Source organism: Mesorhizobium sp. M0317, from assembly GCF_040321555.1.
In the GTDB taxonomy this organism is placed as follows: Bacteria; Pseudomonadota; Alphaproteobacteria; order Rhizobiales; family Rhizobiaceae; genus Mesorhizobium.
This window is the reverse complement of the sequence record NZ_JAMYRV010000045.1, coordinates 31,813-53,171: the sequence shown is the minus strand read 5'-3', so window position 1 is coordinate 53,171 and position 21,359 is coordinate 31,813. Positions and strand designations below refer to the sequence as shown.

The following is a 21,359-nucleotide window of genomic DNA, read 5'->3' as shown; positions in this document are numbered from 1 at the left end:
CAGGCGTATCTCGGCGTAGATAACGCCCATAAGCGATTTTGCCGATCTCGACGATGTTCGTTCCCGCCGCCGGCGCATCAGCGCCGGCCAGTCGGAACGAGACATATGAAGTCCCACCGCATCCGCCACCAGTTTCTGCTCGAACCCGCGTTAAGCGGGAAGCTGGAAACCCTCAGCCGCAACCCGTCGACCACAAAATCGGCGATCGTCGCAAAAGCGGTCGAGGCCTTCATCGAGCGGCGTGGCGAGAACGAGCTCGACAATCGTTATGGCAGGCGGCTCGACCGTCTTTCCCGCGACCTCGACCATATCCGAGCCGATATCGAGGTGATCCTAGAGAGCCTGGCGCTCTTCATACGCTTTTCGATCACGCTTCATGCCCACACGCCAGTCCCGGATCGGGCGACACAGGCGATTGCCCAAGAGCGCTTTGACAAATTCGTCGAGCAGGTCGGTCGCCAGATCGCCTCCGGGAAGCGCTCGCTTGGCAACGGCAATGGCAACGGAGGCGAAGGATGAGCTCTCATCCAGAGGCCGACCATCGCCGCCGCGCCATGCTGCGCACAGCCATGGGCTCCGCGATCACCGAGGCCCTTGCCGATCCGACCGTCATCGAGGTGATGGTTAATCCCGACGGCGCGCTGCGGCTCGACAGGTTGGGAGACGGCCGGGTCGACACAGGTGTGCATATGCACCCTTCCGAGGCGGAACGCATCATCCGCCTCGTTGCCTCCCACGTGCGCGCCGAGGCACATGCTGACAATCCGATTATCAGCGCCGAACTGCCATCGGGCGAGCGGTTTGAGGGGCTGCTACCGCCTGTCGTTCTGGCGCCGTGTTTCGCAATCCGCAAGCCGGCGGCAAAACTCTACACGCTGGCCAACTATGTCGCCGACGGCATCATGCTGCCGCTTCAGGCCGAGGCGCTGAAGAAGGCAGTCCGCGAGCGGAGCAACATCCTGGTCGTCGGCGGCACGTCGTCGGGCAAAACCACACTTGCCAATGCGCTGCTGGCGGAAGTCGCCGAAGGTGATGAGCGGGTGATCCTGATCGAGGACACGCGCGAACTGCAATGCGCAGCCAAAGACTGCGTTGCGTTGAGGACGAGGCGAGGCTCGGTCACGCTCGCCGATCTTGTGCGCTCGACCCTGCGGCTGAGGCCCGACCGCATCATCGTCGGCGAAGTCAGAGGCGCGGAAGCCCTCGACATGTTGAAGGCGTGGAACACAGGTCACCCCGGTGGCATCGCCACGGTACACGCCAATTCGGCGCGCTCGGGCCTCTACCGCATCGAGCAGCTCGCCCAGGAAGCTGTTGTCACCGTCCCCCGCCGACTCATCGCCGAGGCGATAGATCTGATTGTCTTCATCGCTGGCCGGGGATCCTCGCGCCGAATCGACGCGATTGCCGAGGTCACGGGCCTCGACGGCAGTGGCGATTACGCCGTTATCCAGCTCACCCTTCCGCAACTCCAGCAGCTTTGAAAGGTTCACCTCATGCGCAAAAAACTTCGATTTCTTTCGTCTGCCGCCTTGGCGTTTCTTCTCACCACCCCAGCTCACGCTGCCGGCTCCGGAATGCCGTGGGAACAGCCGCTACAGCAGATCCTGGAATCGGTGCAGGGGCCGGTCGCTAAGATCGTCGCGGTGATCATCATCATCACCACTGGCCTCACCCTTGCCTTCGGCGACACGGCGGGCGGTTTCCGCCGGCTGATCCAGATCGTCTTCGGTCTGTCGATCGCCTTCGCGGCGTCGAGTTTCTTCCTCTCCTTTTTCTCCTTTGGTGGCGGGGCACTCGTCGGATGACCACTGGAGAGCAGCATATCGAAGGGTTCGAGGTTCCCGTTCACCGGGCGTTGACCGAGCCCATTCTGCTGGGCGGTGCGCCACGGGCGGTAGCGATTCTCAACGGCACGGTGGCTGCGGCCATCGGGCTTGGCCTGCAGCAGTGGATCGCTGGTCTCGGGCTCTGGATCGCTGGACACACGCTCGCGGTTTTTGCCGCGAGGCGCGATCCGGACTTTGCCAGCGTGCTTGTCCGCCATCTTCGCCAGAAGGGCTGGCTCGCATGCTGAAGCTCTCGGAATATCGCGGCAAAGCCGACCGGCTTGCCGACCATCTGCCTTGGGCAGCACTCGTTGCGCCTGGCATCGTGCTCAACAAGGACGGCAGCTTCCAGCGGACGTTGCGGTTTCGTGGCCCCGACCTTGAAAGCGCGACCGAAGCTGAGCTCATCGGCGTTTGCGCGCGAGCGAACAATGCGCTGAGGAGGCTTGGCTCTGGCTGGGCATTGTTCTTCGAGGCCGAGCGCGTTGAGGCGTTGGGCTATCCGACCTCGCGTTTTCCCGATGCCGCGTCATGGTTGGTTGAGGAAGAACGCGGCGCTGCCTTCGAGGGCAAGGTCGCGCATTTCGAGAGTTCTCACCATCTGACCCTGCTGTTCATGCCGCCACCAGATGGTCAGGCGCGGGCTGAAAGCGCCCTCGTCGAGTCGCATCATTCAGGAGCCGCGAGAGACTGGCGCGAGGAACTGGCGTGGTTTGGCGATGAGACTGACCGGGTTCTGGATCTTCTGTCGGGCTTCATGCCTGAAGTACGTGCGCTGGATGACGCCGAGACGCTGACTTATCTGCACCGCACGATCTCGACCCGCCGTCATCCGGTCGCCGTGCCTGAAACGCCAATGTATCTCGACGGCGTCCTGGTTGACGCGCCCCTGACCGGCGGCCTAGAGCCGATGCTGGGCGACCAGCATCTGCGCACGCTCACCGTTCTCGGCTTTCCGAACGTCACCCGGCCAGGAATCCTTGATGCGCTCAATCACCAGGATTTCGCCTATCGGTGGGTGACGCGCTTCATTCCACTCGACAAGACGGAAGCCACGAAGACGCTGACGCGCTTGCGCCGGCAGTGGTTTGCTAAGCGCAAATCGATCGCGGCTATTCTGCGCGAGGTGGTGACCAACGAGCCGGTGCCTCTCGTCGACAGCGATGCCGACAACAAGGCGCTCGATGCCGACGCAGCACTGCAGTCGTTGGGCGGCGATCATGTCGGCTTCGGCTATCTCACCACAACGGTGACGGTGTGGGACCAGAACCGTGAAGCCGCCGCGGAAAAGCTTCGCGCCGTCGAGCGCATCGTCAACGGGCTCGGCTTCACCACCATTCGCGAAAGCATCAATGCCGTCGAAGCGTGGCTTGGTTCATTGCCGGGTCATGTCTACGCCAACGTTCGCCAGCCGCTCGTTCACACGCTTAACCTTGCCCATCTCATGCCGCTGTCGTCTGTGTGGGCAGGTCCAGCGGACAACGAGCATCTTGCCGAGGTCACCGGCGATCACGCTCCGCCGCTTCTTTTCGCTGAGACCAGCGGGTCGACGCCGTTTCGGCTTTCCACCCACATCGGCGATGTCGGCCACATGCTGATTGTCGGGCCGACCGGCGCGGGCAAGTCGGTTCTGCTTGCCCTGATCGCCTTGCAGTTCCGGCGCTACGCTGGCGCGCAAATCTATGTCTTCGACAAAGGCAATTCGGCCCGCGCCGCCACGCTTGCCATGGGCGGCGACCACCATCCGCTGGGTGCGGATGGTGCGCTTGCCTTTCAGCCGCTGCGCAACATCGACGACCAGGCAACCCGTGGCTGGGCAGCCGAATGGATCGCCGGCCTTATTGCTCACGAGAATGTCACCGTCACCCCGGAGGTGAAGGAGGCAATCTGGTCGGCGCTCACCAGCCTCGCCACCGCGCCAACGCAGGAACGCACGCTCACTGGCCTGTCGGTCCTGCTTCAGTCCAATGCGCTCAAATCGGCGTTGATGCCCTACACGCTCGACGGCCCCTTCGGCCGGCTGCTCGACGCCGATGATGATCGGCTCGCCATCTCGGATGTGCAGTGCTTCGAGACCGAGGAGCTGATGCACAGCCAAGGCGCTGTGCTGCCCGTGCTCACTTATCTGTTCCACCGCCTCGAGGAGAGGTTCGACGGGCGGCCGACGCTGCTGATGCTCGACGAGGCCTGGGTTTATCTCGACAATCCGCTGTTTGCCGCCCGCGTCCGGGAATGGCTGAAGGTGCTGCGAAAGAAGAATGTGTCGGTGATCTTCGCTACGCAGTCGCTTGCCGACATCGCCGGCTCTTCTATTGCAGCCGCAATCATCGAGAGCTGCCCGCAGCGCATCTTTCTTCCCAATGATCGTGCCGTCGAACCGCAGGCGAGGACGGCTTACGAGCGCTTCGGTTTGAACGAGCGACAGGTCGAATTGGTCGCCCGCGCCACGCCGAAGCGCCACTACTATCTTCAGTCGCGCCGCGGCAACCGGCTTTTCGAGCTCGGACTCGGCCCGATCGCTCTTGCGCTTTGCGGCGCCTCCGACCCGGCCGCGCAGACCCTGATCGACAATGTTCTTTCCGAAGAAGGGCAGGGCAGCTTTGCCGCCCGTTTCTTCAATGCGCGCGGCCTTCAGTGGGCTGCCGAGCTTCTCCAGCAATTTCCTCAACCTAACAAGGAGCAATCGTCATGATCGGACGCCGCCTTTTTACTAGCCTGGTCACCGTTTCCCTGATCGCCAAACCGATGGCTGACTACGTCCAGCCGGCCTATGCGCTCATCGTGTTTGACCCGTCCAACTATACGCAAAATGTGCTGTCGGCAGCACGCGCATTGGAGCAGATCAACAACCAAATCCAGTCGCTTCAGAATCAGGCGACCATGCTGCAGAACATGGCGCGCAACCTTCAGCGCCTGGATTTCTCTTCCGTGGGCCAGCTTACCGGCTCGCTCCAACGGATTGACGGTCTGATGACCCAGGCGAGCGGCCTGAGCTTCGATCTCGACAAGCTGCAGGACCAGTGGCGCCAGCAATATCCGGAAAGCTACGACGCCACCATCAAGGTCAGCGATGTGGCGAGCGCCGCGCGCGATCGCTGGCAGAGCGCCATGCAGGCGTTCCGCCAGACCATGAGCGCGCAGTCGCAGATCGTCGAGAACGTGCAGGCCGATGGCGACCTGCTTACCGATCTCGTCAATCGCAGTCAGGGCGCGGCAGGTGCCCTCGAGGCAAGCCAGGCTACCAATCAGCTGATCGCGCTTTCGACCAAGCAGCAGATGCAGATCCAGACGCTGCTTGCGACCCAGTTCCGGGCCGAGGCCGAGGATGCGGCGCGCAAGGCGCAGTCTGAGGAAGCCGCTCGCGAGACGACGAAGCGTTTCCTGGGCACCGGCACGGCTTATCCCGGCAACTGATCGGCAGTTCTTTAAGACAACGAGGAAGGCGGCTACATGAACGACCTCGGAGTCATCGATCGCTTCATGGAGACCTTTACCCGCTATATCGATAGCGGGTTCGGTCTGCTTTCGGGCGACGTCGCCTTTCTCACCACAATTCTGATCGGCATTGACATCACGCTCGCGGGCTTGGTCTGGGCTTTCGGCGGCGAACCCAACGTTTTTGGCCGGCTTGTCCGCAAAGTGCTCTATGTCGGCGCCTTCGCCTTCATGCTCAACAACTTCAAGAACCTCGCCGACATCATCTACCGTTCCTTTGCCGGGCTCGGCATCAATGCGTCCGCCGGCAATCTGTCCGCCGAAAGTCTCCTGCGGCCAGGCCGGATTGCCGCAGCCGGCTTCGAGGGCGCCTGGCCGCTCCTCAATCAAGCGAGCCAGCTAGTAGGCTTCCCCGAGATTTTCGGTAACGCGCTCACCATCTTCGTGCTGCTTCTGGCCTGGTTCTTGGTCCTCATCGCCTTCTTCATTCTTTCCATCCAGCTCTTCATCACCATCCTCGAGTTCAAGCTCACCACGCTGGCCGGCTTCGTCCTGGTGCCCTTCGCGCTCTGGAACCGCTCGGCGTTCCTGGCCGAGCGCGTGCTCGGCAATGTGATTTCGTCGGGCATCAAGGTGATGGTGCTTGCCGTCATCGTCGGCATCGGCTCCACGCTCTTTGGCGAGTTCGCTTCCGCCCTGCAGGGCCAGGAGCCGGACCTGGCCGCGGCGATGTCGCAGGTGTTGGGTGCACTTGCGCTGCTTGGGCTCGGCATTTTCGGCCCCGGGATTGCGTCGGGTCTTGTTTCCGGCGCGCCGCAGCTCGGTGCTGGCGCAGCACTTGGAACAACGGGGGCCGCAGCCGGATCAACGCTCGTTGCCGGAGGCGCCGCGTTTGCCGGCACGCGCATGGCGGCCGGCGGTAGTCTTGGTGCAATCCGTGCCGGCACAGCTATGGGATCGGCTGCTTCCACGGCCTGGCATATGGGCCGTGCAACAGCGCCTGACTCCGTCCTCTCCGGGGTAGCTGCTGGGCTGCAGGGTGTTGCGAATGCCGCTGGCGGCGCCGCGATGCAGGGAATGCGATCTGCTTCAGAGCCTTTCCGACGCAGCGCCGACGCCGGCCGCGATGCCGGCTGGACAGCGACCGGTGGCACGCCGATCAGGTCGATGAGCGGAAGTTCGCCCGCTGCGGATCCAACCGCGGCGCCTCCATGGGCAAGGCGTCTGCGCTCCGAACAGGCCGCGCGCGCCCATCGCCATGCTGCCACGCAGGTGGTGCGCGATGGCGATCGGGGCGGAAGCGGCGCCAACCCCTCTCTCAACGACAAGGAAGATTAGATGCTCTTCAAGCGACCCGTTCAGCGTTACGGAAAGACGTCCGAGCCTGAAACACCTTATCAAAAGGCCGGTCAGCTCTGGGACGAACGCATCGGCACAGCGCGCGTGCAGGCGAGGAACTGGCGCCTGATGGCCTTTGGCTGCCTGGCCTTGGCCGGGGGGCTTTCTGGCGGGCTTCTATGGCAGTCGGCGCAGGGCCGCTTTGTGCCTTACGTCGTTGAGGTCGACCGTTTTGGTGAGGCGCGCGCCGTCGCGCCGGCAATTCAGGACTACCAGCCTGACGATGCCCAGATCGCCTGGCATCTCGGCCGCTTCATCCAGAATGTCCGCTCCATCTCCACCGATCCGGTGCTGGTGCGGCAGAACTGGCTGTCGGCCTACGATTTCGCCACCGACCGCGCGGCGCTTTTCCTCAACGAGCATGCCAAGGCGAACGACCCGTTCAGTCAGATCGGCACGCGCAGCGTGTCGGTGCAGGTGACCAGCGTCGTCAGGGCTTCCGACAGTTCATTCCAGGTCAAATGGACCGAGCAGATTTTTGAGCGTGGTAGCCTTGCGAGCACGACGCGCTGGACAGGTATCCTCACCATAGTGATCCGCTCGCCGACGAACACTGACCAGCTGCGCAAGAACCCGCTCGGCGTATTCATCAACGCCATCGACTGGTCGCGCGAGCTCGACAGCGCCGCGCCAACCCCCGTTTCCCCTAAGGAGCCCGCCAATGACAAATAGAGCCCCATCGTTTCGTGCTGCCTTCATGCTGTCGGCGTCTGCTGCGGTTCTTTCGGCCTGTGCCTCGAAGCCAGTGCCGCCGCCTCAGATTTCCTATGACCACGAGGACTTCAAACCAGCCGCGATCGAGAAGGCGCCGGAGAAGCCGGTCAAGGTCGTGGAAGTGCCGAAGCGGTTGCCGTTGCCTGGTCAGTTGATGCCCGCACCCGGCAAGCCCGCTTCAGATAAGCGCTCGCCGGAAGAACAGGTCGCCGATGCCAACAAGGCGGCGACGCAACAACCCACCAAGTTTGGCTATGTCAATGCGGTGCAGGTTTACCCCTTTGCCGACGGCGCGCTCTACCAGCTCTACGCCGCGCCGGAGCGCGTCACCGATATCTCATTGCAGCGGGGCGAGAAGCTGACCTCGGTCTCAGCCGGGGACACGGTCCGTTGGGTGATCGGTGACACCGTTAGTGGCTCAGGCGATGACCAGCGCACTCATGTGCTGGTGAAGCCATTCGCGCCGGGGCTTGCCACCAATCTGGTCATCACGACGGACAGGCGATCCTATCACCTGCAGCTTCAAAGCACTGAGAAAACTGCCATGGCGGCGCTCTCCTGGATTTACAGCGAAGACCAACTCGTGGCGCTTCGGCGGCGCAACGCTCAGGCCGAGGCTGAAATGCCCGCGGCCTCGAACGTAGCACTCGAAAACATCCGCTTCCGCTATTCGATCGCCGGCGACACGCCACCGTGGAGACCGACGCGCGCCTTTGATGATGGCAGCAGGGTCTATATCGAATTCCCGCGCCGTATCGACCAAGGTGAGGCGCCGCCGCTCTTCATCGTCGGAGCCGACGGGGACAACCAGCTCGTCAACTATCGCATGCGCGGCAACTACTACATCGTCGATCGCCTCTTTGCTGCGGCCGAGCTAAGGCTGGGCACCAAACAGCAGCAGGTGGTGCGCATTACGAGAACCGACGGTCGGCAACCGCCGCGGCGGGTTTCGCTGTTTTCGCGTTTTGGCAGGTAAGGGGAGGCTCATGACCGATACTTCCCGTCCGAATGCTCTGCCGAAGCTCAATCCCGAACAGCTGCAGCTGCGAGCCTCGCCCCGCCGAGCGGTGCGGTTCAGGCGCGGCATAATCGTCGCGATCGCTGCTGTTGGTTCCGGCGCTGTTTTTGGCGTCACGATGATGGCGCTGCGGGGACCCGCATTGCGCCTGAAACAGCAGACCGAAGAGCTCTACAGCACGGACCGCAAGCCGACCGCCGAGGGACTTGAAACGCTGCCCAAGGACTATTCCGGGAGCAAGCCGAAGGCTCCGGTGCTTGGACCGCCGCTGCCTGGGGATCTCGGCCGTCCTATTGTCGAGCACCAGCGCCAGCTTGGCATCGCACCAGGGCAAGACGTTTCCGCCGAGGCCCAGCGGCTTGCACAACAAGCGATTGAGGCGCGCGAGTCGCAAGTCCTCTTCCGCATCGAAAACCGGCCCCAGCAGACGGAAGCTTTTAGCAATGGGCAGGGCGGACGTTCACCTTTCGAGACGGCGTCTCCGCAGCCAGACACCGAAGGCCAGCGAGCTTCCGTCGCGCCGGCCGAGGGCGACCAGAACAATCAACAGCGCAAGCTCGATTTCATCGGTCAACGGAACACCGACGGGATCTACAACCCGCATGCACTGCAGACGCCGGCTTCGCCCTATCAGATCATGGCCGGCAGCGTGATCGCTGCAAGCCTGATCACCGGCATCAATTCCGATCTGCCCGGCCTTGTCGTCGCCCAGATCACCGAGAATGTGCACGACAGCGTCACCGGCAGCATCCTGCTCATCCCGCAGGGCTCACGGCTGATCGGCACCTACGACAGCGTTGTAGCCTTTGGGCAAAGGCGCGCTCTGTTGGTGTGGCAACGCATCGTGATGCCGGATGGCTCATCTACCGAAATCGACAATCTGCCCGCGACCGACGCGTCCGGCTATGCCGGGCTCGAGGACAAGGTGGATTTCCATACTTGGCAGTTGATCAAGGGCGTCGCGGTGGCCACATTGCTGGGGGTTGGTACCGAGTTGAGGTTTGGGGAAAATGAAAGCGACTTGGTCAAGGCAATTCGTGAATCCACCCAGCAGAACGTCAGTCAAGCGGGCCAACGGATCACTGAAAAGAACCTGAACGTCCAACCCACGATCACCGTCCGCCCTGGTTGGCCGTTGCGCGTCATCGTGCACAAGGACCTCGTGTTGCGGCCATACACGGGGTGAACAGGAGGACTTCATGGCTAACCTGAAACTCGGAAAACTTCCGGACCGGACACCTTCGAAGATCACCATCACCGTTGGCGCCGACTTGAGCCAAGCACTCAACGACTATGCCGCACTTTACCGTCAGATCTATGGCGAGTCCGAAACCGTGGCTGAACTGATCCCCTTTATGCTGGTCGGGTTCCTGGAAGGCGACCGGGCGTTTGCCAAGGCCAGAAAGGAAGGTCTGCCGGCCGTCGACATGCCAGAGAAAAAGCGGTAGCACCCAGGTTCACAATCCAAGTAAAGCACACCGATTGTTCAAGTTCGGTTGCTCTGCCGACACGGCACTCAGGAGGCAATCTCAAGTTCTGCGTGAGTTGACATTTTAGCGCTGCCACAGACACGGCTTGCAAGCGGGATCCGCTCTGCAGGATCTCGGTGACGAGCAACCGTTGCCATGTCTGCCGTTGAGGAATGGTCAATCTGCACCCAACACATCATTCATTTTGCTTAGTAGCTGCCGAGCGCGTTGCGCACTAGCGACTACCACGCCTATGTGCAATTAAGGATTCGGTTCAGGAAAGCTCACATGCGAACGGTCGTTTTGAGCATTCAGCCCAAATGGGCTGCACTAATTCGCTCTGGCGAAAAAACGATCGAGCTAAGGCGGCGCTTCCCTCGCTACCTTGCCGGTTCTGCCGCGTACCTCTACGAATCCTCGCCGAATTGCAGGCTTACCGCAATCCTACAAATGGGCGCGATTCATGAACTTCCGGTCGAGGAACTTTGGCGCGTGCATGGCAAGGCATCATGCGTTGATGAGCGCCACTTCGCAACATACTTCCAAGACCGAGACGCCGGTTTTGGTATCGAAATTCTTCGACACCTGCCTCTAGTCAAAGATTGGCGCCTGGACCGTTTACGCCACGACTTCAGCTTCACGGCCCCCCAGTCTTGGGGCTATGCATCACCTCGATTGGTCAATGCGATTGGAACACGCCCATGAGAGTTTTCGTCGCGGGGCTTTCAAAATCGGGTAAGACGACCCGCTCTCTGCACGCTGCCGAGCATATCCCGGAGCTAGAGTATGCCAGCATCAGTCAGCTCTTGAGGGCGGTTAACGGCATCCTGCCAGTCGCTACACTCGCAGATGGGCTCACCAACCAACGCATGGCGGCAGAAGCTCTATCGGCGTATCCCCGATCAAAGAGGCATCAGATTGTTGATGGCCATGCATTGGTCGAGACGCTAGAGGGGCCACTGCTTGTTCCGGACTCGTTCTTCGACGAAATCGCGCCGGACCTTTTGATCCATATCCTGGATGGTCCAGAACAGATCTTAGCGCGGAGGGTGCCCGGCGCGAACTTTGCGACCACAGCCGAGATCGCTGCGCTTACCGCGTTAGAGCAAGCTGCCTGCGAACGGCTCGCAATTCGGCTTGGCACCCCACTGGTAGCACTGGAGGCTCCGACGCTCGATGAGTTTAGGTGGACGCTCGAAAGCCGGTTGTCGTTCGATCATTGACAGAAATCCCGACAGGTCCGTTGAAGACATACTCGACTCGATTTGATCGATACAGGCTCGGATAAGTTCTGGGTGCCGAAAAACTCCACACGCGGAGCAGCCCGGCAAACTCTGCGATCCGCTCTTCGGGCACGGTGAAAAGCGGGCGGTCGGAATCGAGCCAGTCAAATGCATAGCGAGCCAACGATTTCGCAACTCCACGCTCGCGCAAGGCAGGCTCGACCCAAAGCGTGCAGAGCTTGTGCTCCGCCTCTGAGCGCTTGCAAATGGCTATGCCAGCAAGCGCGCCTTCAACATATGTGGTTACGATATGGCGCTCCCCGCTGTGGAGCCCTGGAATGACCCTGCCGAAAAACCACGGCCGAAAATTCGGGTAAAACCCGTGAACGCCAGCCCGCACCAGCCAATCATAAATCGTGCATGGATCGCTGGGCATGTTCGGCTGAGCAACGGGCCCAGAAAGGATGTTTGCGAAGCCTGGCTCGTTTATCATAGGCATGCTCCCCTCCTGATTCGTGAACCCCCACCTTAACGGCGGGCGCTGAAAAATCCGATAACCCATTCGAGTGGATTTGACCACCGTCGGCCAAATCGGACGATAAAAAAGAGCAAAAAGACCAGGAAGAAAAAGATCGCAGCGTTGACGGCAGCAGCCTGCCACGGGTCCTTAATCTCCCACAGCATTCCAACCAGGGCCGCCAAGCCTGCTTGCGATGCACTTCCCATTGCACCCAGTGCAACAACAACCAGTCCGTAAATCCAGAGGCGGCCAGTGTAGTAAGCACGAAAAGTCGCGAGCGCGGTGAAGCTGTCGACCGTAGATTGAGGCGGGGCGAGCGAGCTCCAATGATAGATTATCATGTTCTGTGCGTTGAATTGCGGTTCATCTCGGAGATACCGTTCCCAGATTTCGGGTTCCAGCCGACGCATTTTTTTGAAGCCAGTATGGGATTGTGTCATTTCCACGGTCATATCCCTGATCAGAAAATAATGAACAGCAGACACATCGATCAGATCTGCCCCGCCGCTCAATCGTTCCAGGATTGCGGCCGAAAAATTGCGCCGCTCGTTTAGACGGAATTCGACGATTTCGCTGGTGGAGATCGTGCTCAGGAAAGCAGAGTCCTTGGCGTCGACTTCAGAAACGAATCCGTTCATGAGGTGGAAGGGGACTCTTATTCGGAGACGAATATACTGATCGCCGATTTTGGCCCGCATTCGGTCAAAAAATTGATCGCGGAGCATGATTACAGAGCCGGCGTCACCTCCTTTCCCGATTGTGGTCAGACTTCGGTCATCTCTTGAGCAGCGCGAAACATAGAATTGCACCTTCTTCGGTTCGTTGAGCGCCGCGAACGTTTTGCCGTTCTCTTGGACCTCCCCTGCCGACAGCGTTTCATTGAAGATTGCGGATAACGTCGATGAGTCGTGCATCACATCGAACAGGTCGAAAATATGGTCGGACTGAATCTCGAAAGGGAGGCTGATCGACAGCGTCCGGAGCGATCTCATTTCCTGGAAGCGAAAGCCGATATCCAAGAGATGAAAGCGCCTCTTGGCCGAGCGCCTCTCGCCCTTCCATATGTTAATGTGGACCTCGACGCGTGGCGCATAGCCGTTGGCGTCGTCTGCAAGCGTGTCATGCCAAATCGCGATACTGCCCCGCATTTCAGTCCCTATAGCCCGTTTTTGTTGTGTGACGCGCACCGCCAACTCTGCAAAACAAATCACAAGTTCACTAACTTTTCCGCCATGTACTTATCCATTTGCCTCGACCGCCAGCAAAAGGGACAAAGCGGCCATAAAACGTGACGCGGCGGTCTCCAATCAGCACGCGCGGACTGGCAACCACGGGTGGCCTACCGTTGGCGAACACGACGGCCCTGCCCGATGCCAAGGGCGTTTTGAAATCTATCATCATTACGTTTTAGGCCGTGCGGTTCGCGGCCCAAGTGAGAACGTCGAGAAACACGAACTGGCGAACCAACTGCCATCGTATAGCCTTCTAATAAGAAAAAATTGTCCCTCCCGTACAGTTCTGGCTTTTTTTCGAGCGTCAGAATGATTTTCGTCGGTTGGGGATTCGTATCGGCGTTTGATGAACGGTCGCTGTTGGGTTCAAAGTGGACGGTCGCGACGGTGTATAGACAGCAGGCTTGCCGCGTCTCCCGATTGAGATCACCCGCGGCGTTTTGCTCTCGAGTTCATCCAGATAATCGGCCCACCATTGCATCATCCTCACGCGCTCTTCCCAGTACTCTGCTCGGGCGTATGCGCGCCGAACGTCGTTGTTCTCAATGTGGGCCAGCTGTCGCTCTATGGCGTCCGGATGCCACTTGCCGCATTCGTTCAGCAGAGTTGATGCCGTTGCTCGAAAACCATGCGCGGTTGCTTCTTCCTTGCCGTAACCCATACGGCGCAGCGCGGCGTTAAGCGTGTTATCGGAAATCGGACGCGAAGCCGATCGAACACTAGGAAACAGCAGCGATCCACCACCAGAGATTTCTCTCAGTGAAGTAAGGACGCTGATCGCCTGCTTTGATAGGGGTATGCGGTGCGGCCGTCGCATTTTCATGCGTGCTTCAGGGATGGTCCACACCGAGTTTTCAAAATCGAACTCTTCCCATTCACCGGCGCGAAGCTCGCCGGGGCGGGGAAACAGCAGCGCTATCAGCTTCAGACCGGCTCGGGTTGTAGGCTGTCCGTCAAATGCATTGATCGCCCTCAGCAAACCGCCCAAGGCTTTCGGATCGGTAATCGCGGCGCGAGACGTTACCGTCGGACTGATGAGTGCGCCTCTGAGGGCGAAGGTCGGATCTGTCTCGGCGCGTGCGGTCGCGATTGCGTATCGAAACACGCTGCCGATGGTGGAGCGCAGTCGCCTGGCCGACTCGTATCGACCGCGAACCTCCACGCGACGGAGGGCGGCAAGGATGGTGGCCGGATCGATCTCCCGAACGCACTTGTCGCCGATTATCGGATAGGCAAAGTCGAGCAGCCATTTGACCTTGCTGATCGTCCGGTCGGCACGTCCCTCCTTCTTTAGCTTGTCAACATATTCGCCCGCGATTGAGCGAAAGGAGTCCTTTGCCGAATCAGCCTTTTGCAAGCTGCGTTCCTTTCCAGGGTCGACGCCAGCTAGCAGGAGCCTTTTAGCATCATCGCGCGCCTCCCGTGCCTCGGCGAGAGAGATAAGGGGATAGCTGCCCAGCGCGAGCAGTTTCTGCTTGCCGTCAAAGCGGTAGGCGAGCCGCCAGAGGCGAGAGCCCGTGGGCTGTACCCATAGCTGCAGCCCGCCCCCGTCAGATAATTTCACGAGCTTGGAAGCAGGGCGGGCGTTTCGACATTTCACGTCGGAGAGGGGCATTCGTCAGGTCTCCCTTGGCTGTTTCGATACCATCAGGATGTCGAATACCAACGGAAATACCATCCCCTCGCCTCGTTGGACCAAATGCGCCCGAAGCGCTCCCTGTCCCGCTTAGTTGCGCAATGCGGCTGCAAAAGACCAACAATTCCAGCCAGTTGCAGAAACTGCAGCGTAGAAGGTTCGGCGAAAGGGAGTGTCGGGAGAAGCGGGGATGGTGCCCAGAGGCGGATTCGAACCACCGACACGCGGATTTTCAGTCCGCTGCTCTACCAACTGAGCTATCTGGGCCTCGCCGACAAACGAGACATCGCCTGACCGGACTTTCAGGAAAGCGCCGTGGAGCACCCCTTGAAAGCGCGTGGGTTATAGCACGGGAATCCGGCCTGTCCAGCGCCTAAGCGCTGATTTTCCGGGGCAATTGTCGCAGACAATACCGACGCCGGCAAAGCAGCAATTGCGTAAGGTCGGCGAAGTGGAATTGCGCGGCCGGCACCGCCCAAACCCTACTTCGGCTCGTCGCTCTCGTCCTCGTCATCGCGCGCGGTGATGACATAGGCGCCCTTCAGCCAGCGGTTGAGGTCGATGTCCTTGCAGCGCTTCGAGCAGAACGGATAGGTCTCGCGCGCCGACGGCTTGCCGCATTCGGGGCAGGGGCGCTTCGGGCGCAGTGGTGTGACCTTATCGTCCAGGCTCATGGCCGCGCGGTATGCCAGCTGGTGTGGACCTTGAAGCCTTCGCCCGAAAGCAGCGCCACCGTCTCGTAGAGCGGCAGGCCGACAATGTTGGTATAGGAGCCGACCAGCTTGACGACGAACGAACCGGCGAGACCCTGGACGGCATAGCCGCCGGCCTTGCCGCGCCATTCGCCGGAGGCGACATAGGCGTCGATCTCCTCGCGTGGAAGCCGCTTGAAGCGTACCCTGGATTCAACCAGCCTTTGGCGCAGCTTGCCGCCCGGCGTAATCAGGCAGATGCCGGAATAGACCCGGTGCGAACGGCCCGAAAGCAGTCCAAGGCAATTGGCGGCGTCGTCCAGCGTCTCGGCCTTGGGCAGGATGCGGCGTCCGACCGCGACCACCGTATCGGCGGCCAGCACGAAACTTGGCGCATAGTCTTCCTCGCTTTTCAGCGAGGCCAGCGCCTTCTCGGCCTTTTCCTTCGACAGCCGCTTGGCCAGCGAGCGCGGATGTTCGGCGCGCAGCGGCGTTTCGTCGACATCGGCTGGCAGCACGCGGTCCGGCTCGATGCCGGCCTGTTGCAACAGTTCGATCCGGCGCGGCGAACCAGAGGCAAGCACGAGCTTCTGCAGGATGCTCATCGCGGTTCGCGCCGGACTGTTACTTGAAACGGTAGGTGATGCGGCCCTTGGTCAGGTCATAGGGCGTCATCTCGACCAGGACCTTGTCGCCGGTCAGCACACGGATGCGGTTCTTGCGCATGCGGCCGGCCGTATGGGCGATGATCTCGTGTTCGTTTTCGAGCTTCACCCGGAACATCGCGTTGGGCAACAATTCCGTCACGACACCCGGAAACTCGAGGACTTCTTCCTTCGGCATTCGATACCTTTGCTTGGATTGCAGTTCCGGCGCCCTGGAGCGCCCAGGCCGGAATTTCGGCGGAACCTATATGATAATCGTGCGCTTGTGAACACGCTTAGATCGCGTCATATGCGACGCGCTCCAAGCTTTCGTTTTATGCATGTCGTTGTCTCAAAACCGGGACCGCTTTTGAGCGACATGCATCAATCCGCCGCGTTTTTTACCTCCGGAAGCAGAAAACGTCGGCTGATGCGCGCTTTCAGCCGTTCTCTCACGTCGCGATAGCTGGCCATGATCTGCTCGCGCCTGCCGCCGACATCGGTCGGATCCGGCATCGGCCAGTATTCGACGTCGACGGCAAGCGAGCGGGTGAGTTCGAGCGCGGCGTGGTGGGCTTCCGGCGCCAGGGTGACGATCAGGTCGAAATAATCGTCCTCGAGATCGTCCATCGAGCGCGGCTGGCGCTCGCCCAGCGTCAGGCCCTCTTCGGCCAGCACCGCGTCGACGAACGGATCGCGCTCGCCCCTGTGCACGCCGGCAGAGGCGACGAAAGTGGCCGGCGGCAGCATGCGCCGCGCCAGCTGCTCGGCCATCGGTGAGCGCACGGCGTTCATGCCGCACAAAAACAGGATCGAGCGGGGCGCCGCAGTCAGGTCTAACCCCGCCAGTGCAGCACGCAGACCAGCGTGAACAGCCGCCGCGCCGTGTCGAAGTCGATGTCGATCTTGCCGGCAAGCCGGTCCATCAACGTCTGCGAGCCTTCATTGTGCAGGCCGCGCCGGCCCATGTCGATCGCCTCGATATGGCTTGGCGTCGAGGAGCGGATGGCGTCGTAATAGCTTTCGCAGATCAGGTAATAGTCCTTGACGATGCGCCTGAGCGGCGTCAGCGACAGGATATGGGTGACGACATCAGCACCATCCTCGCGGGCGACCGCAAACACCAGCCGGGATTCGGCCAGCGAGAGTTTCAGCCGATAAGGCCCGGCGCCGTCATCATTGACCGGCTGAAAGCTGTTTTCTTCGATCAGGTCGAAGATCGCCACCGCGCGCTCATGTTCGACATCGGGCGTCGAACGGCCGATCGACTCGTCGAGCTCGACATCGATCAGCCTTGCGCGGGTTTGATCGCCGTCCGCCATCGCCGCCTACATGTTCAGCCGGATGGCGACGGAGCGGCCATGCGCGTCGAGGCCTTCCGCCTTGGCCAGCGCAATCGCCGCCGGCGCAAGTGCTCTCAGCTGCTCCGGCCCGAGCTTCAGGATCGAGGTGCGCTTGACGAAATCGAGCACCGACAGGCCCGAAGAGAAGCGCGCCGAACGCGCCGTCGGCAGCACGTGGTTGGAGCCGCCGACATAGTCGCCGATGACTTCGGGCGTATGGCGTCCCAGAAACACAGCACCCGCATTGCGCATCCTGGCCAGGAAGCCCTCGGCATCGTCGATGGCGAGTTCCACATGTTCGGCGGCGATGCGGTCGACCAGCGGCAGCGCGGCTTCGATGGTCTCCACCAGGATCACCGCGCCGAAATCGCGCCAGCTGGCAGCCGCCGTCTCGGCGCGCGGCAGGCTCAGCAATTGGCGCTCGACCGCCTGTTCGACTGCTTTTCCGAACGCAGGATCGTTGGTGATCAGGATCGATTGCGCCGACACGTCGTGCTCGGCCTGCGCCAGAAGATCGGCGGCGATCCAGTCGGGATCGTTGATGCCGTCGGCCACCACCAGCACTTCAGACGGTCCGGCAATCATGTCGATGCCGACCGTGCCGAACACCTGGCGCTTGGCGGCGGCGACATAGGCATTGCCGGGTCCGACGATCTTGGCGACCGGCCGGATCGTCTGCGTGCCATAGGCAAGGGCGGCAATCGCCTGCGCGCCGCCGACGCGGTAAATCTCCGAAACGCCTGATATATCGGCTGCCACCAGCACCAGCGGATTGATGATGCCGCCCGGCGCCGGCACGACGATGACGATGCGCTCGACGCCCGCCACCCTGGCCGGCACGGCGTTCATCAGCACCGAGCTTGGATAGCTTGCCGTGCCGCCCGGCACATAGAGCCCGACCGCCTCGATCGCCGTCCAGCGCGAACCCAACTCGACCCCGGCGGCATCGGTATAGCGATCGTCCTTGGGCATTTGTCGCTCGTGATGGGATCGGATGCGGTCACGGGCAAATTTCAGCGCCTCGACCGTCTGCGGATCGGCGTCTTTGTAGGCCTGCGCGATGTCGTCCTTCGACACGGCAATGCCGAGGCTATTGAGGTCGGCCTTGTCGAATTTCAGCGTGTAGTCGACCAGGGCAGCGTCGCCCTCGGCACGAATCCGCGCAATGATGGCACGCACGGCAGTGTCGACGTCCTCCGATACTTCCCGCTTGGTGGTCAGGAAGGCGGCGAAACGCTGCGCGAAACCGGCATCGGATTGGATAAGCGTAATGGCCATCGGCTGCGTCTAGCCCTTTGTTGGAGCATGATCTCTGGACAAACGATTCCCGTTTTGTCCAACAAAAACCGGCACCCACTTTTTGAGATCATGCTCTAGACCCTGTGCACCGGACGCGAGGTGGCTTCCCAAGCGCCGCCTATGTCGGCAAGCCGTGCCTCGATGCATTCGACGTCGAGCATGATCGCGCCGCCGCCGGAAAAGACCAATTCGACGATGCCGGCCGGCTTGCTGATTTCGATAAAGCTGATTGCCAGAAGCGACAGCACCTCGGCCGGCCGATCGCGGGCAATGCCGCTGGTCTTGGCGCCGAGCACGCGGTCGAAATGCAACACCGCCTGGCGCCGCTCATTGTGCGGGCTGAACAATCCGGATTTCGCCTCCCAGACGAAGCGGTTCATGGTCAATATGAAACGCTTGGCCGAAGGCAGGTATTCGAGATCCGAGACCTTCATCACGGCGTCCTGGACGTGAGCCGAGACGATGCTCAGATCCTGATCGTCGAGCGCAATGAGTTTGAGGGCTGCCATGCCGAATGCACACCTGAAAGTTGGTTTCAGCCTTCTGTTAGGCGGTCTTTCCGGTCCGTGCAACCGCGACACAAATTCAACCCGAGGCTAGCGCCTCGGGTTTGAAGTGTTGGCGGTGAATGAAGGCAGCACCAGACGCCTGTCTGTCTGAAGCAACTGCCGTGCGGTCAAGCCGAAATCCGCTCGATCACCGCGCCGCAATTGGAGAGCTTTTCTTCCAGCCGCTCAAAACCGCGGTCGAGGTGGTAGACGCGGTTGACCGTCGTTTCGCCTTCGGCCGCCAGACCGGCGATGACCAGCGACACCGAGGCGCGCAGATCGGTCGCCATCACGGGCGCGCCCTTCAGCTTGGAGACGCCGTCGACGATCGCCGTTTGGCCGGACAGCGTGATGTGGGCGCCGAGCCGGGCCAGTTCCTGCACATGCATGAAGCGGTTTTCAAAGATGGTCTCGGTGATGCGCGACTTGCCCTTGGCCATGGTCATCAGGCCCATGAACTGCGCCTGCAGATCGGTCGGGAAGGCCGGGAACGGCGCCGTCGTTACGTCGACCGGCGAAATGCCGGCGCCGTTGCGCCGGACGCGAATGCCGGAATTGGTCGGCGTGATCTCGGTACCGGTCTGGGCAATCACATCCAACGCGGTCTGTAGCAGCTCGGGGCGGGCGCCTTCGAGCACGACATCGCCGCCGGTCATGGCCACAGCCATTGCATAGGTCCCGGTCTCGATGCGGTCGGGGATGACGCGCACGCGCGCGCCTGACAGCGACTCGACGCCATCGATGGTGATAACAGGCGTGCCGGCGCCGGAAATTTTTGCGCCCATGGCGTTGAGGCATTCGGCGAGGTTGACGATTTCGGGCTCGCAGGCGGCGTTTTCCAGCACCGTCTCGCCCTTGGCGAGCGCCGCCGCCATCATCAGCACATGGGTGGCGCCGACGGAGACTTTCGGGAACACATAGCGATTGCCGACGAGGCGGCCGTTCCTGGTCTTGGCCAGCACATAACCAGTGTCGACATCGATGTCGGCGCCCAGCGCCTGCAAGCCTTCAAGGAACAGATCGACCGGCCGCGTGCCGATGGCGCAACCGCCGGGGAGCGACACTTTCGCCTCGCCCATGCGGGCCAGCAGCGGGCCGATCACCCAGAACGACGCCCGCATCTTCGACACCAGCTCGTAAGGCGCGGTCGTATCGACGATGTTGCGGGCCGAGAAATTGATGGTGCGCGAATAGCCCTCATTCTGCTTCTCGCGGCGGCCGTTGACCGAATAGTCGACGCCGTGATTGCCGAGAATGCGGATCAGCTGCTCGACATCGGCCAGATGCGGCACGTTTTCCAGCGTCAGCGTGTCGTCGGTGAGCAGCGAGGCGATCATCAGCGGCAAAGCAGCGTTTTTCGCGCCCGAAATCGGAATGCTTCCGGCGAGCTTGTTGCCGCCGACAATTCTGATGCGATCCATGAGAGAATGTCCCCTCGGCCCGATAGGCCGGTTTTCGTCAGTTTGAGTATCGGCCCGTCTAGACCATTGGCCGGCTTGGTTCAAGAAATAGGATTTCTGAGCCCCTTTGGCCAAGGTGACCGGCCAGTGTGGCTGATATCGGTCAGTCCTTGTGCATTTTTTCAGCAGCCGGCAGTCCTTCGGGCCGCTGGTCAGGATCACCGGTGCGCCGCGAGCGCGCTTGCGTCTTGCGCTTCGTGAGATTGGCGCGCAGCTGCTCGGCCAGACGGTCCTTGCGGTCAGTCCCGTCCTTTTTTTCCGGATCAGCCTTTTTCGGTGGAATTGTCTTGTCGTCCATCGTTCCGTCCCGCCCGCAACTGGCAGGGCCTGCTGTTCAAGGGATAGCTAGCATTGTGGCGCCGCCGTGTCAGCGAAACTTGTCTGGCAAAGCCTTTCACAGACGCCTTGCGCTTGCCGGTTCTATATGGCAGAAGCCCCGCCATCAGCGGCTGCGGTAGCTCAGTGGTAGAGCACTCCCTTGGTAAGGGAGAGGTCGAGAGTTCAATCCTCTCTCGCAGCACCAGTCAAACCCTTGCTCACAAAGGGTTTGCTGAATAACGAACTCCCTTGTCCCCCACCCCTCAGACGCGAACAACGTGTGAACGGCGACCATGTCGCGGGGGAAAATTCGGGGACTCTGTTCCCTTCGCGTTCTCTGAAGCTTGCGATTGCCGCGCTGGTGCGAGGCCACTTTCGAGCTAAGAGCGATGCGGCTCTGACAACTTTCGAGCCAGCAGCCGCGAAGCGCATACAAACCAGTGACGTGCAATGAACGGCCTTTTTGCTGGCAAGCTAGGGGGCCTATTCGATCACGTCGTCGTCGCACTATCTTCCGCACGAGAGTGGCAGATCGACAATCATCTTCGTTTCGTATCTCGGATGCAACTGGATGGAGCGAT

General features: G+C 61.0%; 25 protein-coding genes and 2 tRNA genes. 14 read left to right on the top strand and 13 right to left on the bottom strand.

The features are described 5' to 3' along the window. Positions 1 to 105 precede the first annotated feature (105 nt). The 13 genes from NKI88_RS25645 (at position 106) to NKI88_RS25585 (ending at position 11,086) form a co-directional block, all read left to right on the top strand. The gene (locus tag NKI88_RS25645; protein WP_352658180.1) at positions 106 to 519 is read left to right on the top strand and encodes a CopG family transcriptional regulator; all 414 of its coding nucleotides are present in this window, start codon (positions 106 to 108) and stop codon (positions 517 to 519) included. Continuing rightward, positions 516 to 1,484, top strand: a complete 969-nt coding sequence (gene trbB / locus NKI88_RS25640) for a P-type conjugative transfer ATPase TrbB (protein ID WP_352658177.1) — start codon at positions 516 to 518, stop codon at positions 1,482 to 1,484. The genes NKI88_RS25645 and trbB overlap by 4 nt, the downstream gene beginning before the upstream one ends. Positions 1,485 to 1,496: 12 nt before the next feature. Further along, positions 1,497 to 1,808 (top strand): TrbC/VirB2 family type IV secretion system protein, encoded by a 312-nt coding sequence (locus tag NKI88_RS25635; protein ID WP_352561947.1) that lies wholly within the window; start codon positions 1,497 to 1,499, stop codon positions 1,806 to 1,808. Next, complete coding sequence (locus tag NKI88_RS25630; RefSeq protein ID WP_023727918.1) at positions 1,805 to 2,077, top strand: VirB3 family type IV secretion system protein; 273 nt, start codon at positions 1,805 to 1,807, stop codon at positions 2,075 to 2,077. Before NKI88_RS25635 ends, NKI88_RS25630 begins: the two co-directional genes overlap by 4 nt. Next, entirely contained in the window at positions 2,071 to 4,521 is a 2,451-nt protein-coding gene (gene trbE / locus NKI88_RS25625) for a conjugal transfer protein TrbE (protein ID WP_352658174.1), read from the top strand. The genes NKI88_RS25630 and trbE overlap by 7 nt, the downstream gene beginning before the upstream one ends. Next, positions 4,518 to 5,243 (top strand): P-type conjugative transfer protein TrbJ, encoded by a 726-nt coding sequence (gene trbJ / locus NKI88_RS25620; RefSeq protein WP_352561949.1) that lies wholly within the window; start codon positions 4,518 to 4,520, stop codon positions 5,241 to 5,243. Before trbE ends, trbJ begins: the two co-directional genes overlap by 4 nt. A 36-nt stretch (positions 5,244 to 5,279) precedes the next feature. Continuing rightward, positions 5,280 to 6,602 (top strand): P-type conjugative transfer protein TrbL, encoded by a 1,323-nt coding sequence (gene trbL, locus NKI88_RS25615; protein ID WP_352658170.1) that lies wholly within the window; start codon positions 5,280 to 5,282, stop codon positions 6,600 to 6,602. Then, entirely contained in the window at positions 6,603 to 7,334 is a 732-nt protein-coding gene (gene trbF / locus NKI88_RS25610; protein WP_352658167.1) for a conjugal transfer protein TrbF, read from the top strand. Continuing rightward, positions 7,324 to 8,352: a P-type conjugative transfer protein TrbG gene (gene trbG / locus NKI88_RS25605; protein WP_352658164.1), complete on the top strand. Its 1,029-nt coding sequence runs from the start codon at positions 7,324 to 7,326 to the stop codon at positions 8,350 to 8,352. Before trbF ends, trbG begins: the two co-directional genes overlap by 11 nt. A gap of 10 nt (positions 8,353 to 8,362) precedes the next feature. After that, positions 8,363 to 9,580, top strand: a complete 1,218-nt coding sequence (locus NKI88_RS25600; RefSeq protein WP_352658161.1) for a TraB/TrbI/VirB10 family type IV secretion system protein — start codon at positions 8,363 to 8,365, stop codon at positions 9,578 to 9,580. Between the two features lie 13 nt (positions 9,581 to 9,593). After that, the gene (locus tag NKI88_RS25595; protein ID WP_023807838.1) at positions 9,594 to 9,842 is read left to right on the top strand and encodes a DUF2274 domain-containing protein; all 249 of its coding nucleotides are present in this window, start codon (positions 9,594 to 9,596) and stop codon (positions 9,840 to 9,842) included. A 309-nt stretch (positions 9,843 to 10,151) separates the two neighbouring features. Further along, positions 10,152 to 10,568 (top strand): ASCH domain-containing protein, encoded by a 417-nt coding sequence (locus tag NKI88_RS25590; protein WP_352658158.1) that lies wholly within the window; start codon positions 10,152 to 10,154, stop codon positions 10,566 to 10,568. Next, positions 10,565 to 11,086 carry an AAA family ATPase gene (locus tag NKI88_RS25585; RefSeq protein ID WP_352658155.1) on the top strand — a complete coding sequence of 174 codons (522 nt, stop codon included), beginning with the start codon at positions 10,565 to 10,567 and terminating at the stop codon, positions 11,084 to 11,086. Before NKI88_RS25590 ends, NKI88_RS25585 begins: the two co-directional genes overlap by 4 nt. On the opposite strand, the gene NKI88_RS25580 is transcribed toward NKI88_RS25585, so the two are convergent. The 13 genes from NKI88_RS25580 to NKI88_RS25520 form a co-directional block, all read right to left on the bottom strand. Then, entirely contained in the window at positions 11,046 to 11,585 is a 540-nt protein-coding gene (locus NKI88_RS25580; RefSeq protein WP_352658152.1) for a GNAT family N-acetyltransferase, read from the bottom strand. The two genes, NKI88_RS25585 and NKI88_RS25580, sit on opposite strands and share 41 nt — an antisense overlap. A gap of 29 nt (positions 11,586 to 11,614) precedes the next feature. Then, a complete protein-coding gene (locus tag NKI88_RS25575) occupies positions 11,615 to 12,799 on the bottom strand; it encodes a hypothetical protein (RefSeq protein WP_352658149.1) in 1,185 nt (394 codons plus the stop codon). A gap of 343 nt (positions 12,800 to 13,142) precedes the next feature. Beyond that, complete coding sequence (locus NKI88_RS25570) at positions 13,143 to 14,453, bottom strand: tyrosine-type recombinase/integrase (protein ID WP_352658147.1); 1,311 nt, start codon at positions 14,451 to 14,453, stop codon at positions 13,143 to 13,145. 212 nt (positions 14,454 to 14,665) lie between these two features. Further along, positions 14,666 to 14,741 (bottom strand) — tRNA-Phe (locus tag NKI88_RS25565). Positions 14,742 to 14,956: 215 nt separating this feature from the next. Then, on the bottom strand, positions 14,957 to 15,148 hold the full coding sequence (yacG, locus tag NKI88_RS25560) for a DNA gyrase inhibitor YacG (protein WP_023669280.1): 192 nt from the start codon (positions 15,146 to 15,148) through the stop codon (positions 14,957 to 14,959). Continuing rightward, entirely contained in the window at positions 15,145 to 15,771 is a 627-nt protein-coding gene (locus tag NKI88_RS25555; protein WP_023681911.1) for a Maf-like protein, read from the bottom strand. The genes yacG and NKI88_RS25555 overlap by 4 nt, the downstream gene beginning before the upstream one ends. 19 nt (positions 15,772 to 15,790) lie before the next feature. Beyond that, positions 15,791 to 16,009, bottom strand: coding sequence for a translation initiation factor IF-1 (gene infA / locus NKI88_RS25550; protein ID WP_006200926.1), 219 nt, complete (start codon positions 16,007 to 16,009; stop codon positions 15,791 to 15,793). 185 nt (positions 16,010 to 16,194) lie between these two features. Further along, positions 16,195 to 16,659 (bottom strand): arsenate-mycothiol transferase ArsC, encoded by a 465-nt coding sequence (locus NKI88_RS25545; protein WP_081731224.1) that lies wholly within the window; start codon positions 16,657 to 16,659, stop codon positions 16,195 to 16,197. Continuing rightward, positions 16,647 to 17,132, bottom strand: a complete 486-nt coding sequence (locus tag NKI88_RS25540; protein WP_023669283.1) for a UPF0262 family protein — start codon at positions 17,130 to 17,132, stop codon at positions 16,647 to 16,649. The genes NKI88_RS25545 and NKI88_RS25540 overlap by 13 nt, the downstream gene beginning before the upstream one ends. A 6-nt stretch (positions 17,133 to 17,138) precedes the next feature. Beyond that, positions 17,139 to 18,431: a histidinol dehydrogenase gene (hisD, locus tag NKI88_RS25535; protein WP_352658144.1), complete on the bottom strand. Its 1,293-nt coding sequence runs from the start codon at positions 18,429 to 18,431 to the stop codon at positions 17,139 to 17,141. Positions 18,432 to 18,526: 95 nt separating this feature from the next. Next, positions 18,527 to 18,961, bottom strand: coding sequence for a DUF2948 family protein (locus tag NKI88_RS25530; RefSeq protein ID WP_023669285.1), 435 nt, complete (start codon positions 18,959 to 18,961; stop codon positions 18,527 to 18,529). Between the two features lie 167 nt (positions 18,962 to 19,128). Then, entirely contained in the window at positions 19,129 to 20,421 is a 1,293-nt protein-coding gene (gene murA / locus NKI88_RS25525; protein WP_023697319.1) for a UDP-N-acetylglucosamine 1-carboxyvinyltransferase, read from the bottom strand. Positions 20,422 to 20,563: 142 nt separating this feature from the next. Next, entirely contained in the window at positions 20,564 to 20,758 is a 195-nt protein-coding gene (locus tag NKI88_RS25520) for a hypothetical protein (RefSeq protein ID WP_023681907.1), read from the bottom strand. A 150-nt stretch (positions 20,759 to 20,908) separates the two neighbouring features. Here NKI88_RS25520 and NKI88_RS25515 point away from each other — a divergent pair. Next, a tRNA-Thr gene (locus tag NKI88_RS25515) sits at positions 20,909 to 20,983 on the top strand. Positions 20,984 to 21,359: the final 376 nt, after the last annotated feature.